Source organism: Type-C symbiont of Plautia stali (assembly GCF_059730935.1).
On the sequence record NZ_AP035924.1, the window covers coordinates 1 to 14,483 of the forward strand.

Sequence of the window (14,483 nt, forward strand, 5' to 3'; positions counted from 1 at the left end):
CAGATACCGATCCTTTTCATCCACAGAATGAAGATCTCAGGCTATGGCAGATAAAGAGAGTGAAAACAAGGCGTTACTTGAACCTTTTCTGTCGGTGACGAAAAACAGTGGTGAAGTTATTCAGCTTCATCCCAATAAAAATAACACCGTACAACCGGTCGCACTAATGCGCCTGGGTCTGTTTGTTCCTACCCTGAAGTCAACGGCGCGCGGAAAATCCGGCGCAATGGCTTCAACCGATGCCACCAAAGAGCTCAAAAACCTGTCGCTGGTGAAAGCGGAAGGTTATGAAAAGATTACCATCACTGGCGCACGGCTGGATATGGATAATGATTTCAAAACCTGGGCCGGCATCATTCAGTCTTTCTCGCGTTATCCGTCGAAAGGCGACACCGTCACGCTGCCGTTTATCGACTTCGTCAAGATGTGCGGTATTCCCTCAGCCAACTCGTCCGCGGCGCTGCGTAAGCGTCTTGACGCCTCGCTGCGACGCATCGCAACCAATACCCTGTCGTTTGAGGGGAATGGTAAGGCCTACCACACGCACCTGGTGCAGTCGGCTTACTACGATCGTGAGAAAGATCTGGTGCGTATTCAGGCCGATCCTAAGCTGTTTGAGCTGTATAACTTCGACCACAAGGTGCTGCTGCAGCTGCGTGCTATCTCGCGCCTCAAGCGTAAGGAGTCGGCGCAGGCGCTGTATACCTACCTGGAAAGCCTGCCCACTAATCCGGCGCCTATCTCCCTGGCGCGCTTACGCATGCGCCTTAATCTCGGCTCAAAAACCACCACGCAAAACCATGTGGTGCGGCGCGCCATGGAGCAGCTGAAAGAGATTGGCTATCTGGACTACTCCGAAGTGAAACGGGGCCGTTCGGTATTTTTCATCATCCACAGCCGCACACCCAAACTCGATGGTATCAGCAATCTGGAAAGTATCGATTCGCTGGAAGACCTCGATTTCGAAGACTGACTTCACCCATTCACTGTAATCAGTCAGCCCTCTTCCCGCAGTGTCACTGAGCCTAAAAGTGACACTGCCGCTTTCCCCTCATTCACTGTAATCAGCACAACCTAATCTGTTCACTGTAATCGGTAGCATTCACTGTAATCAGTGGTCGCTGCCGGTATCGCCTGTTCCGTAAAAACCCTCCAAACTTCCTTTTCATGCATAACAGCGCTTTTATTGATAGTGGGTACTTACCAGGTGGGTTGACAGACACCTTGCCTGTGCCTTCAGAGACCGTCTGGCTGATTACAGTGAATGTCTGGTCTGCCGGGCGATTCTGCTGACCACAGTGAACACGTAAGCATACGACCTCACTGATTACAGTGAACGCTTTATCGTATCTGACTGAAAATTAAGCGTAATAAACGATATACAGTAATACATTCACTGTATTCAGTAATTATGCTGTAAAAGTAACCAGTAAAAGTGACAGGGTTGGTCACTATCGCTGATTACAGTGAATCGTGGGAGGGTTTACCGACTATAGTGAACGTCATTTCATGACGAAACGGCTCTCTGCGTTACTGATTGCAGTGAACGTTCTCAACACTCCCCTGCCCTCACCGCAGGCACTGGTCTGCAAGGGAGATAAAGCCAGCTACTGACTACAGTGAACATTATTGGGGCTGAGGCGTAGCGGGCATTTACTGATTACAGTGAACGTGTTTGTCAGGTCTTGCTGCCTCAAAGCGCAGCGCGCGCCAGCTCGCCTGCTGATTACAGTGAATGTTGTTAGCTGAGTGCCCTTCCCTGTGCTTCGCGACCATCTCTCAACCTGGCGCGATAAAGATGATCGGATTTACTGATTACAGTGAATGCTTAGTCAGGCAGGTCAGCAGTTCAGGCTTAAAGACGCTTTTCCTTTTACTGACTACAGTGAATGCGCCGCAGCGATCAGGTTATGAATATCTGATAAAGGTCACATTACTGATTACAGTGAACATTGACGAAAAGGCGTTCATAGTTTACTGACTACAGTGAATGCCGCTGGCATCGACGTCGCAGTTTACTGATTACAGTGAATCTTACACCTGCATGAATCGATGCGCTGGCAGATTGCCGCCAGCGAGGCGGCCCTGAACATGGCACTGCACGGCGCAGCCCAATCTTCCTGCAGGCGATGCTCGCCAGCCCGCAATCGTAATCCGGGTGATTCTCATCGTGTGCAGCTTCTCCCCTTCTCACTGGCCGGCCGCACCCCCTCACACCGTGCATTGCAGGCAGTAAGTGAGGGAGGAATGTAGTGGGCTTGTGCTGACTACAGTGAATCCTGACCATTTGTTGAGCGGATGATGCGCGGAACCACTGACTACAGTGAACATTTACTTTTGCGCACTGGCTCATCCTGGCGCCGGTGGCGCTGTCCCTGCGCTAAGAATTACTGATTACAGTAAATCTTACGGCAGGGTTACTGATTGCAGTGAATGTTACGCTGAGTACAGTGAACGCAGTTCATTCCTTTTCGCCACCCGCTGATTACAGTGAACGTGCGGACTGCTCTGTCAGGTAACGGCGCGCAGTATTTCACCGTGATTAACCGCCTCAGCCAGACATGCCAGTTACTGATTACAGTGAACAGTGGCAGAGTGCCGCCCTTACGCCGAGCACATTTTCATCAATTGATGGGTAAACAATCAACGCGCACTACTGACTGCAGTGAACGTCTGGTTTAACCCCCTATTGCAAAAGGTCTTTTTACAACGCGAGCCGATGATGAACAGATGAGATAGATTTGCCTCATGTGCAGGATTTCGGTATAAAGTCATAAATCCTACATGTGTGGAGCAAGTATGGCTAACGATGAGAAGCAGGTTCTGAAAGTCGCTCAACGCTCAGAAAGAATGCTGATGAGCCTGACGGAGCAGATTCAGGCGCAAAAAGAAGAGTTACACGAGAATACTTTTTACCAGGTCTATGCCAAAGCGGCGTTAGCCAAGTTGCCCAAGCTGACGCGCGCCAGTGTCGATTACGCGGTTAACGAGATGGAAGAAAACGGCTATCCGTTTGATAAGCGTGCGGCCGGCAGTTCCACCAAGTACGCGATGTCGATCCAAAATATTATCGACATCTACCATCATCGCGGCGTCCCGAAATACCGCGATCGCCATCCTGAAGCGTTTACGCTGTTTGTCGGTAACCTGAAAGGCGGCGTGTCTAAAACCGTTTCAACGGTATCGCTGGCGCACGCGCTGCGCGCGCATCCGCACCTGCTGTTTGAAGATTTACGTATCCTGGTTATCGATCTCGATCCGCAGTCTTCGGCCACCATGTTCCTGAATCATGAACGTTCGGTCGGTTTGGTTGAGGCCACAGCAGCTCAGGCGATGCTGCAAAACGTCAGCCGCGAAGAGCTGAAAAGTGAATTTATTGTGCCGTCGATTATTCCTGGCGTTGACGTACTGCCCGCCTCAATCGATGACGCTTTCATTGCTTCACGCTGGGAAGAGCTGTGTGCGGAGCATCTTCCGCAGCAAAACGTGCATGCGGTGCTGTATGAAAACGTGGTGGCTAAGCTGAAAAAAGATTACGACTTCATCTTTATTGACAGCGGCCCACATCTGGATGCCTTCCTGAAAAACGCCATTGCCGCTTCCGATTTGCTGATGACGCCGGTGCCGCCGGCACAGGTTGATTTCCACTCCACGCTGAAGTATCTGACGCGCCTGCCCGAGCTTATCGACATCATCGAAGAGTCGGGAGCCACCTGCCGGTTGCAGGGCAACATTGGCTTTATGTCCAAGCTGTCGAATAAAGCGGACCACAAGATGTGTCACAGCCTGGCGAAAGAGATATTTGGTGGCGATATGCTGGATGCAGCGCTGCCGCGACTGGATGGCTTTGAGCGCTGTGGTGAATCGTTCGACACGGTTATCTCCGCTAACCCATCGACTTATGTCGGCAGCAGCGAAGCCCTGAAAAACGCGCGTTCGGCGGCAGAAGACTTTGCCAAAGCCGTCTTTGATCGTATTGAATTTATCCGCCTGAACTGAGGTTATTATGAGCGCAAAAAGAATCACTATTGGCCGCACCTTCAGCCAGAGCCCGTTACAAAATGAACCCAGCGAGGATGGTCACTCCCAGACGTTTATCCTTTCCACCGGTAAACGCGCCCTGTTCACGCTGGAACACATCACGGCTAAAGAGATAGAAGAACGTACGTACGTGGTGATGGAAACCAACGGCCGTGACCAGTCCGGTCTCACGCCAGAGTCACTGCGCGATATCATCCGTACCATTAAACTGCAGCAGTTCTTCCCGGCCATCGGCGTGAAGCGTGGCGATCGGATTGAAATCCTCGATGGTTCGCGTCGTCGGGCGGCCGCGCTGCACTGTAAAACCGGGCTGGATGTGCTGGTTACCGACGTTGCCATCTCTGCCGAAGAAGCCCGTCGTCTGGCGCAGGATATCCAGACCGCGCGTGAGCATAATCTGCGTGAAGTCGGCATGCGTTTGCTGTCACTGAAAGACAGCGGCCTGTCGCAAAAAGAGATTGCGCAGAGTGAAGGGCTGTCACAGGCAAAAGTGACCCGCGCGCTGCAGGCTGCCAGTGTGCCGCTGGAGCTGGTCACCCTGTTCCCGAACCATTCAGAGTTGACCTATCCTGACTACAAAACGCTGTTGCAGGCCTACGAAAAACTGCAGGAAACCGGTCAGACGGTAGACGCTCTGATTGAAACCATCGGTATGGATGTGGACAGCGTCTGTGCGCGTGAAGGCCTGGCGGAAGATGAAGTCAAGAATGGCATCCTGCGGCTGGTCCGTAACGGCAGCCAGACACTGGTGCAGGCGCCGGCTAAAGATAAAGTGGTGGCGACACCGCTGTGGACCTTCGCGGATAAAGACCGTTATGCCCGCAAAAAAACGCGCGGACGCATGTTTAGCTACGAGTTTAACCGTCAGTCCAGAGAGTTACAGGAAGAGCTGGATCGCGTTATCACCGAGACGCTGAATAAGTATCTCAATCAGTAATAGCGCTTCACCTCTGATGATAAGCAATCTGTAGCAGCACAATCCCGTACATCCTGTACCGTGCCGCTACAGATTGTTACCTCACCCACCTGATTTCCCCCCCAAAATTTCATCCTTCGCCAGCATGATTTCAGCGCTAAGTGCATGAAATCAAATCAACCTTAGCCGGAATTTCAGGCTGAAATCGCCAGCTCAGCAATGTAATACGGTGAAACCGCGCCATCGCCGGTTGAAGCTTTGATGATGGCCAGCTTTGCTGGATGCTAAAGCAACAGTGAAACGAGCAGGGAGAATCCTTAACGAGATTTGCCGGAATCAGGTGACATTCGCCATGGCGATTTCACCCCTAACCGTTTGAAAATAGGGTTTTTATCTGCAGGATTTCAGGCTGAAATCGCCCGAATTTCACAGCAAATCTTCATGCTGTCGTGAGAAAACGGGGATTTAGCCAGACGATATTCAATGTGTTATCCACAGAAAACGTGGATAACTTTCACTATAGCCGCTATGCCATAAGCGCCGTCTGGCTGGGCGACTGCCACACTGCATCACGCACGCGCACCGGTTTATGAATCAAACCGAGCGCATAAAAGCGGTCAGCGATAGTTTGCTGTTCTTTGATGACGTGGAAAACCATGGCCCGCGTCTGGTGGCTGCGACGAGATAAGGCACGTTCCACGGCTGCGAACTCCAGCCCCAGTTCCTGCGCCAGCATAGTGGCGGCTTCATGGCGATGATTATCGATAAAGGTCCCGGTTTGCTGCAGGCTCGTTACCAGCTGCTGCACGATATCGTCATGCTGCTGCACATAATCATGGCGCGCCAGATAAAACTGGTGGTTGCGCACCCGGCCTTCGCCCTTCTCCAGCACGCGCAAATCGGCGTTGCTTTCTGCGGCACTCAGCAGCGGATCCCACATCATCCATGCATCGACGGCCAGATAATCGCTGGCTGTGAGCGGATATTTCGGCGGCGTGTACACCACTTTAATTTCATCCAGACCGATGCCGGCTTCCTCCAGCAGCTGTAACAGCAGCCAGTGAACATTCGATCCTTTATTGACCGAGATACGCTTACCCCGCAAATCTGCCAGGTTGTGGATAGTACTGTCGCGTGGCACCACAATCCCGACGCTGCCCGGTGCCGGTGGCTCCCAGGCGATATAAGTTACGGCGTTACCGCTGGCCTGCGCGAAGATGGGCGGCACCTCACCGGTGGTGCCAAAATCAATCTCATTATTTTGCAGCGCATACAACAGTTGCGGACCGGCAGGAAACTCACTCCACACCACGCTGATACCCTGCTGGTTAAAGCACTGTTCCAGCGTCTGACGCGCTTTCAATACGCCGAGATTGCCAAATTTCTGAAAGCCGATACGCAACTCGCGTTCAGGGCGCGCGACCCCGCTGACGTGTGGGAAGGCCATGACGGCAGACTTACGCCGCCCTTTTATGACGCCCATCTGTGCCAGATGCGTGCGCAGCGTGTGCCGGCTAATGCCCAGCAGCGTGGCGGCCTGCGTCTGATTGTTGTCCGCTATTTCCAGTGCGTTACTGATCAGACTCTGAATCACCCGATCAAACAGCTGTTGCGGTTCGCGCGTAATCTGCTGGCGCAGGAAACTATCCAGCGTCGAATCGTCCGCTTCGCTGTATCCGCGTTCACTGTAACCTGCCAGCCGCAGCTGCGTCGGCGTTAATGTCTCATCGCGACTGAGCAGCACCGCATTGTGCAGCGTATTCTCCAGCTCACGAATATTGCCGGGCCAGCTGTAGTCGCGCAGCGCTTCCAGCGCGTCAGGCGACAGGCGACGCGCCGGACGGCCAAGGCGGCGTGCGTACAGGGAGAGGAAATGCTGTGCCAGCAGGGGGATGTCCTCGCGACGCTGGCGCAGCGGTGGCAGGGGAACAACGGCGATGTTCAGGCGATAAAACAGATCTTCACGAAAACGCCGTTCGCGAATTGCCTGCGCCAGATCGACATGGGTTGCGGCGATAACGCGCACGTCTATTTTAATGGCCTTGCGTGAACCGACGCGTGTGATCTCACGCTCCTGAAGGACGCGCAGCAGTTTAACCTGCAGCGGCAGGCTCAGTTCGCCGATCTCATCCAGCAGCAGCGTGCCGCCCTGCGCCGCTTCAAACCAGCCAGGGTGCGCCTGAGTCGCGCCGGTAAAGGCTCCTTTCTCATGTCCAAACAATTCAGCTTCTGCCAGGCTTTCCGTCAGGGCACCGCAGTTGACGGCCAGAAACGGGGCATGCCGGCGTGGACTATGGTGATGCAGATACCGCGCGACCACTTCTTTGCCGGTGCCGGTTTCGCCCACAATCAGCACCGTGGCGTCGGTGGGTGCGAATTTATCCAGCAGCGACTGGAAAGCCAGCGATGCCGGGTCGACAAGGCGAGGTGAATCCGGTTGATTGTAAGGTGTCAGCATGAGGGTGGCTCCTGTAAAGGTCTGCCATCACGCTAAACCCGGTAAGTGGCAATGAACAGCAGGAAAAAAGCATAAGCAGTTGCATATGCAGCAAATGCTGTTGGCGTTGCGTTGCAATTGCAACAGACATTACGCGCTCTGATGACCTAACTGACTGAAAATGCACAATCTCTGTTTTGTTAAAACCTGGCATGCTTTTCGCTTACGCCTATATAACCAAATAGAAAGTAATGAATGAACGTTTTCTCATAAAGTTATATAGGATAAGCATAATGGCCGATTCTGCGCACGAGAGCATAAATGTCTTCTGGTTCCTGCCGACGCACGGCGATGGCCGTTACCTGGGTACCACAGAAGGCGGACGCCCGGTTGATTTAGCCTATTTACAGCAGGTCGCGCTGGCCGCCGACAATCTGGGCTTTTACGGCGTCCTCATTCCGACAGGCAAAAGCTGTGAGGATTCCTGGCTGGTGGCTGCCGCGCTGGCACCCATGACGCGCCGGCTGCGCTATCTGGTCGCCGTACGGCCAGGGTTGCAGCCACCCACACTGGCAGCGCGCATGGCCACCACGCTGGATCGTCTGTCGGAAGGCCGTCTGCTGATTAACGTGGTCACCGGCGGCGATCCGGTGGAGAACAAAGGCGACGGCATCTTCCTCAACCACAGTGAACGTTATGAAGTGACTCGCGAGTTTCTGGATGTGTATAGCCGGCTGATGCGCGGCGAAAAAGTGGATTATCAGGGCGAGCATATTCAGGTTGAAGGCGCTGAGGTGCTGTTTCCACCGGTGCAGGAAAACGGTCCACCGCTCTACTTTGGTGGCTCATCGGAGGCAGCGATCGACGTGGCGGCGCAGCAGATTGACACCTATCTCACCTGGGGCGAGCCACCGGCGCAGGTAGCAGAAAAACTGGCGGTCGTGCGTGAACGCGCTGAGTCACGCGGCCGGAAACTTGAATACGGTATCCGCCTGCATGTGATTGTGCGTGAAACCGAAGAAGAAGCCCGAGCGGCGGCGGATAAACTGATTGCCCATCTGGACGACGACACTATCGCTCAGGCGCAGAAGATTTTTGCCCGCATGGATTCCGCCGGTCAGGCGCGCATGAGTGCGCTGCACAACGGTTCGCGCGATAATCTCTACATTGCGCCGAATCTGTGGGCAGGCGTCGGACTGGTGCGCGGCGGTGCCGGCACCGCGCTGGTGGGCAGCCCGCAGCAGGTCGCTGAACGCATCCGGGAATACCAGGCGCTCGGCGTGACTAACTTCATTCTTTCGGGTTATCCGCATCTGGAAGAGGCCCATCGCGTGGCTGAATTACTGCTGCCGCTGTTACCGCTGGCCCACGGTCAGCAGCAGCGCGCCCGTACCATTAACACTGGCCCGTTTGGTGAAACCATCGGCGGCGATAAGCGCCCATCGGCGAAACAGACGAGCGCCAGCTGATGCAGGAGAAGGCGATGGCAACAGCGCACATCATTATTGTCGGCGGGGGCTTCAGCGGCACAGCGCTGGCAATTCACCTTGCCCGCACGTCGCTCGCGCCGCTACTGATTACAGTGGTCGAACCGCGCGCCAGCCTCGGCGCCGGTGTTGCCTATTCCACGCTGGAACCGGCACACCGCATCAACGTGCCGGCTGCGCGTATGCAGCTCAACGGAGAAGAGCAGGGCGCCTTTGATCGCTGGTATCGTCAGCAGCCGGAATGTTCACTGGATTCAGCAGCACACTGTGCCGATGGCGCGGTGTATCCGCAGCGCGCGCTGTTTGGCCGCTATCTGGCTCAGCAGTTTGTCGCCGCCGCTGAGGCGCATCCGCATGTCACTCTGCGTCACGTTCAGGCGCGTGCGCTGGCATGGGAAGGGCAACAACTGCTGTTGAGTAACGGTGAAACCCTGACTGGCGACATCCTGGCGCTGGCGATCAGCCATCCACCGCCGTCGCTGCCACGTATGCTACAGCCGTTTGCAGACCATCCGGCGCTGATTGCTAACCCGTGGCAGCCAGGCGTGCTGGATAACGTTGAGCCTGACGCATCGGTGGCGATTGTCGGCACCGGCCTGAGCATGGCTGATGTGGTGGCTTCGCTGGCGACGCGTCAGCATCAGGGGCCGCTGCTGGCGTTCTCACGGCGCGGACAACTGTCACGCGCCAATCTCAGCGGCGAATGGCCGGAGTGGACACTGGGCGCGCAATCTCAGCCCAGCGCGCGCCGCTGGCTGCGGCATATTCGTGATGAAGTCGCTCGCGCTGCCGCGCAGCAGCTGCCGTGGCAGCGTGTGCTTGATGAGGTGCGTGTGCAGGGACAAGCCATCTGGCAGTCACTCCCGCTGCCTGAACAGCGACGCTTTGCGCGTCATCTGCGTTCATGGTGGGATGTGCATCGCTATCGCATTGCCCCACAGGTCGCCGCCGTCATCGCCCGGCGACAGCAGCAGGGTAGCTTGCAGGTACTGGCCGCTCGCCTCGTGGCGATTCACGCTCATCCGCAGCAGCTGGAAATCACCCTGCGCCAGCGCGATGGCACCCGGCAAAACCATGTGCTGGATAAACTGATTGTCACGACCGGACCGGGACATGAAGCGCTGACGACCAGCCAGCCGCTGCTGCAATCGCTCAGCGAGCAGGGCCTGATCCGCGCCGATGCGCTCGGCTTCGGCATTGATGTGGATCACCACTCGCGCACCCTCAACCGGCACGGCCAGCCCAACGCACGTCTGTTTGTCGTGGGCCCGGCGGCGCGCGCCCGCTTTGGCGAGCTGATGGGGTTGCCGCAGGTGGCCGATCACGCGGCCGCCGTAGCGGATGAAATTCTTAAGGTATTGCCTGTCGCTCACGCTGAGCGATGTCCCCCTTCCGCCTCCTGAATACTCAACATCCTGAAAATTAACTGACGAACGCCGGGTCGCTGCACGATCACGGCCTCGCTATGGAGATTGCTATGCCATCGCAACGCGAAATACGCCTGAATGCCTTTGATATGAACTGTGTCGGTCACCAGTCGCCCGGACTCTGGGCCCATCCCCGTGACCGCTCCTGGCAGTATAAAGATCTGGAATACTGGGTTGATTTGGCGCGCCTGCTGGAGCGCGGCAAGTTTGACGGCCTGTTCATTGCCGATGTGCTCGGCATTTACGATGTGCTGAACGGCAACGGTGACGCGGCGATACGCCAGGCCACTCAGGTGCCGGTGAACGATCCGCTGGCGTTGATTACGCCGATGGCGCTGGTCACAGAGCACCTCGGTTTCGGCTTAACCGCCTCGCTGTCGTTTGAGCATCCTTATCCGTTCGCGCGCCGTTTGTCGACGCTGGACCATCTGACCAAAGGCCGCATTGGCTGGAACATTGTCACCTCCTATCTGGAGAGCGGCGCGCGCAACATTGGTCATAAAGCGCAAACCGATCATGACAGCCGCTATGACTATGCCGATGAGTACCTGCAGGTGGTCTATAAACTGCTGGAAGGCAGTTGGGAGCAGGATGCGGTGCTGCGCGATCGTCAGCGTCGCATTTTCAGCGATCCCAGCAAAATCCATCCGATTAACCATCAGGGTACGTTCTTCAACGTACCGGGCATCCACCTGTGTGAACCCTCGCCGCAGCGCACGCCGGTGCTGTATCAGGCCGGTGCATCGAGCCGCGGCAAACAGTTTGCCGCTGAGCACGCAGAATGTGTGTTTGTCGCCGCGCCGTCCAAAGTGCTGTTGAAGAAAACCGTGGCCGACATCCGGCGTCGTGCAGCCGAAGCCGGTCGCGATCCGCGCAGTATTTTGATCTTTAACCTGCAGACGGTGATTGTCGGTGAAACCGATCGGGCGGCACAGGCGAAGTGGCAGGAGTATAAAAACTGGGTCAGCTACGAAGGCGCGCTGGCGCTGGTTTCTGGCTGGACCGGCATCGACTTTGGACAATATCAGCCGGACCAGGTGCTGAAATACCTGCACACCAACGCCATTCAGTCAGCGGTTGAAACTTTCTCTACTGCCGATCCCGATCGTCAATGGACGGTGAAAGCGCTGGCTGACTGGGTGGGTATCGGCGGTTTTGGCCCGCTGCTGGTAGGCAGTGCGGCAACGGTGGCGGATGAGCTGCAGAGCTGGGTAGAGGAGACCGACGTGGATGGTTTCAACCTGGCGTATGCGCTGACCCATGAAACCTTTGAGGATGTGGTCGAGCTGCTGATTCCGGAGCTGCAAAAACGCGGCGTTTACAAACAGGATTACGCCGCGGGCACGCTACGCGAGAAGCTGTTTGCCGCCGGGCCGCAGCTCAGTGCGCCGCATCCGGGTGCTGGCTATCGCGTACGCAGCGCGCAGCAGCAGGAGGTCATATGATCGAAATCGAGCGCCTGAGTAAACACTACCGTGCGCCGGACGGTCGCGTCACCGACGTGCTGAAAAACATCACGCTGCAGGTGCCGGAAGCCAGCATCACCGCGGTGGTCGGACCGAGCGGTGCCGGCAAATCTACCCTGGCGAAATGCATCAGCCTGCTGGAGCAGCCGAGCGGCGGCAGCATCCGGGTTAACGGCAGCGATTTATCCCGGCTGGATGGCGAAGCGCTGCGCCGCGCGCGTCGCGCTATCGGCACGGTATTTCAGTCTTCCGCGCTGCTGCAGCGTAAAAGTGCCTGGGAAAATATCGCGCTGCCGCTGCGCTATCTCGGCGTGGTCGAGCGCGATATCCGCGCCCGCGTCGGCGAGCTGCTGGAGAGTGTCGGGCTAAGCCACAAAGCCAGCGCCTTTCCCGCCCAGCTCTCCGGTGGGCAGCGGCAGCGCATTGGTATTGCCCGCGCGCTGGCGCTACGTCCCTCTGTACTGCTGGCCGACGAAGCCACCTCCGGCCTCGATCCGGAAGCGACGGTCACCATCCTTGAGCTGCTGAAAAAACTGCGTGACGACTACCGGCTGGCAATCGTGCTGATCACCCATGAGATGGATGCCGTACGTCAGGCGGCGGATGCGGTTGCCGAGATTCGCAATGGAGAGATAGTGCAGTATGGCACCGTCAGTGCGCTGCTGGCACAGCCGGACAGCGCGCTCGGCCAGCGGCTGCTGCCGCTGACGGCACAAGTCAGTGATGCCGGACTGGTGCTGCAGCTTAGCTACCGTACTGATGTCGCGGTGGCCAGCGACTGGATTTCGCGCATCAGCCAGCAGTTCGCTTTAAAAGTGGATCTGCTGGGTGCGCATGTCGAGCGGGTCAATGGCATCCAGGCCGGACGGTTGCAGGTGGGCATTCATTTTCAGCAGGAGCAGGTGCCGCTGGCACGGTTGCTGACGCAGCTGGAGCAGTATGGCCTGGCGGCCAGCGTTGCTGTCAGCGTGCCGCCGTTACGGGAGGCGGTATGAGCGTATCCGTGATAAGCCAGGACACGCCCTGGCCTGAAATTCCGGCACTGATGCTGCCGGCGCTGGGTGAAACCGCGCTGATGGTCGGTATCGTGATGCTGTTTGTGGTGAGCCTCGGTGGCGTGGTTGGCGTGGTGCTGTTTAACACCTCGCCGCGCGGACTGCTTCCGCAGCGCGGCGTGCATCGGGTGCTGAGCTGGATCGTCAATATGGGGCGCTCGTTACCGTTTCTGGTACTGATGGCGGCCATCATTCCGTTTACCTTCTGGCTCACCGGCACCACCATCGGCATTCCGGCGGCGGTGGTACCGATGATCGCCGCCGGTATTCCTTTCTTTGGCCGCCTGGTCGACAACGCATTACGTGAGCTGCCAGGTGAAGTTACTGCCGTAGGGCTGGTGTGCGGCGGGTCGCGCTGGCAGATCATCCGCTCCGCCCAGCTGAGTGAAGCGCTGCCGGCGATTGTCGCAGCCATCACGCTCAACCTGATCTCCATGATTGAGTACTCGGCCATCGCCGGCACCATTGGCGCTGGCGGCATTGGCTACCTGGCGGTGGTGTATGGCTATCAGCGGTTCGATAACCACATCATGATCGCCACCATCATAGTGTTAATTGCACTGATTCAGACCATTCAATTTTTCGGCGACCGGCTGGTTGCGGCCTTGCGCCATCCTCAGGGGACATCGTTATGACAACACAAGAATTTGAGTTACGTAAAACACGCCGCTGGCCGTGGCTGCTGCTGATTATAGTGGTCATTTTGCTGGCCGCCGCTGGCTGGTTCTGGCGCAGCCAGCAGCCGCAGGCGGTGGTGTTTGGCACCACGCTGAAAGTGCATTATGAGCCGGCAATGGCCGGGGAACAGAAGCTGATCGACTATGTGGGTGAGCATATCGCGCCGGACTACGGCCTGAAGCTGGAGGCGGTCGGTGTGCAGGATCCGGTGCAGGCGGACCGTGCGGTAGCAGAAGGGCAGTATGCTGCGACGGTCTATCAGCATCAGTGGTGGCTGAAGCAGGTGGTCGATGCTAACGGCTTCCAGCTCACTTCCAGCCTGCCTCTGTTCCAGTGGGCCTTTGGTATTTACTCCGATCGCTACCACTCTGTGGCGGATCTGCCGCAGGGCGCAACCATTGTGGTGCCCGACGATGGGGCGAATCAGGGCCAGGCGCTCTGGCTGCTGGCGCGTCAGGGATTGATCACCCTCGATCCAACGGTAGAACCGCGCACCGCCAAACTGAAAAACATTGTCGGTAATCCGCACGGTTTCGTGTTCAAAGAGCTGGATCTGCTGACCATGCCGCGGGCGCTTAATTCGGTCGATGCGGCGATTGGTTATGTGTCGCAGTTTGACGCCGGTAAAGTCCCGCGTGACAAAGGTATTCTGTTCCCGCCCGCGCCGCGCACCTTTGCCTCGCAGCTGGTGATCGGTACGCCTTACCTGGAGCAGGAGAACATCGTCAAACTCAGGCAGGCTTTTGCCGATCCGCGCGTACAGCAGTGGCTAAAAACCACCGATGACCCGCTGGTCAAAGGCGTGCTGGTGCCGGTTTCTGCTGAATAACTTTACCGCTGAATACGCTACCCGGACCCGCATTGCGCGTCCGGGTTTTAGTGTTGGTGTCTTTATTATCTTATTGATTATATTGTAATTAATAGCAAATATTGTTGCTTTGGTTCCCTGCATAAAGCGCTTATAACCACCTCACCT

At 56.6% G+C, this 14,483-nt stretch carries 10 protein-coding genes; 9 read left to right on the top strand and 1 reads right to left on the bottom strand.

Features of this window, described 5'->3' with window-relative positions:
- Positions 1-43: 43 nt before the first annotated feature.
- The 3 genes from AC6I7J_RS19195 (at position 44) to AC6I7J_RS19205 (ending at position 4,978) form a co-directional block, all read left to right on the top strand.
- Positions 44-973 carry a RepB family plasmid replication initiator protein gene (locus tag AC6I7J_RS19195; protein ID WP_021508802.1) on the top strand — a complete coding sequence of 310 codons (930 nt, stop codon included), beginning with the start codon at positions 44-46 and terminating at the stop codon, positions 971-973.
- Positions 974-2,799: 1,826 nt separating this feature from the next.
- Positions 2,800-3,999, top strand: coding sequence for an AAA family ATPase (locus AC6I7J_RS19200; RefSeq protein ID WP_058776156.1), 1,200 nt, complete (start codon positions 2,800-2,802; stop codon positions 3,997-3,999).
- A gap of 7 nt (positions 4,000-4,006) precedes the next feature.
- Positions 4,007-4,978: a ParB family protein gene (locus AC6I7J_RS19205; protein ID WP_058780984.1), complete on the top strand. Its 972-nt coding sequence runs from the start codon at positions 4,007-4,009 to the stop codon at positions 4,976-4,978.
- A 505-nt stretch (positions 4,979-5,483) separates the two neighbouring features.
- Here AC6I7J_RS19205 and AC6I7J_RS19210 read toward each other — a convergent pair.
- A complete protein-coding gene (locus tag AC6I7J_RS19210; protein ID WP_498007363.1) occupies positions 5,484-7,415 on the bottom strand; it encodes a sigma-54-dependent Fis family transcriptional regulator in 1,932 nt (643 codons plus the stop codon).
- A gap of 272 nt (positions 7,416-7,687) precedes the next feature.
- Between AC6I7J_RS19210 and ssuD the strand changes: the two genes are divergently transcribed.
- From ssuD to AC6I7J_RS19240, 6 genes are all read left to right on the top strand, one after another.
- Complete coding sequence (gene ssuD / locus AC6I7J_RS19215) at positions 7,688-8,863, top strand: FMNH2-dependent alkanesulfonate monooxygenase (protein WP_058780982.1); 1,176 nt, start codon at positions 7,688-7,690, stop codon at positions 8,861-8,863.
- A 14-nt stretch (positions 8,864-8,877) separates the two neighbouring features.
- Positions 8,878-10,284: an FAD/NAD(P)-binding protein gene (locus tag AC6I7J_RS19220; protein ID WP_152390884.1), complete on the top strand. Its 1,407-nt coding sequence runs from the start codon at positions 8,878-8,880 to the stop codon at positions 10,282-10,284.
- Between the two features lie 74 nt (positions 10,285-10,358).
- A complete protein-coding gene (locus tag AC6I7J_RS19225) occupies positions 10,359-11,753 on the top strand; it encodes an LLM class flavin-dependent oxidoreductase (RefSeq protein WP_058780980.1) in 1,395 nt (464 codons plus the stop codon).
- Positions 11,750-12,769: a methionine ABC transporter ATP-binding protein gene (locus AC6I7J_RS19230; RefSeq protein ID WP_336699117.1), complete on the top strand. Its 1,020-nt coding sequence runs from the start codon at positions 11,750-11,752 to the stop codon at positions 12,767-12,769. Before AC6I7J_RS19225 ends, AC6I7J_RS19230 begins: the two co-directional genes overlap by 4 nt.
- A complete protein-coding gene (locus AC6I7J_RS19235) occupies positions 12,766-13,464 on the top strand; it encodes a methionine ABC transporter permease (protein WP_498007364.1) in 699 nt (232 codons plus the stop codon). Before AC6I7J_RS19230 ends, AC6I7J_RS19235 begins: the two co-directional genes overlap by 4 nt.
- Positions 13,461-14,336, top strand: a complete 876-nt coding sequence (locus tag AC6I7J_RS19240) for a MetQ/NlpA family ABC transporter substrate-binding protein (RefSeq protein ID WP_058780977.1) — start codon at positions 13,461-13,463, stop codon at positions 14,334-14,336. Before AC6I7J_RS19235 ends, AC6I7J_RS19240 begins: the two co-directional genes overlap by 4 nt.
- Positions 14,337-14,483: the final 147 nt, after the last annotated feature.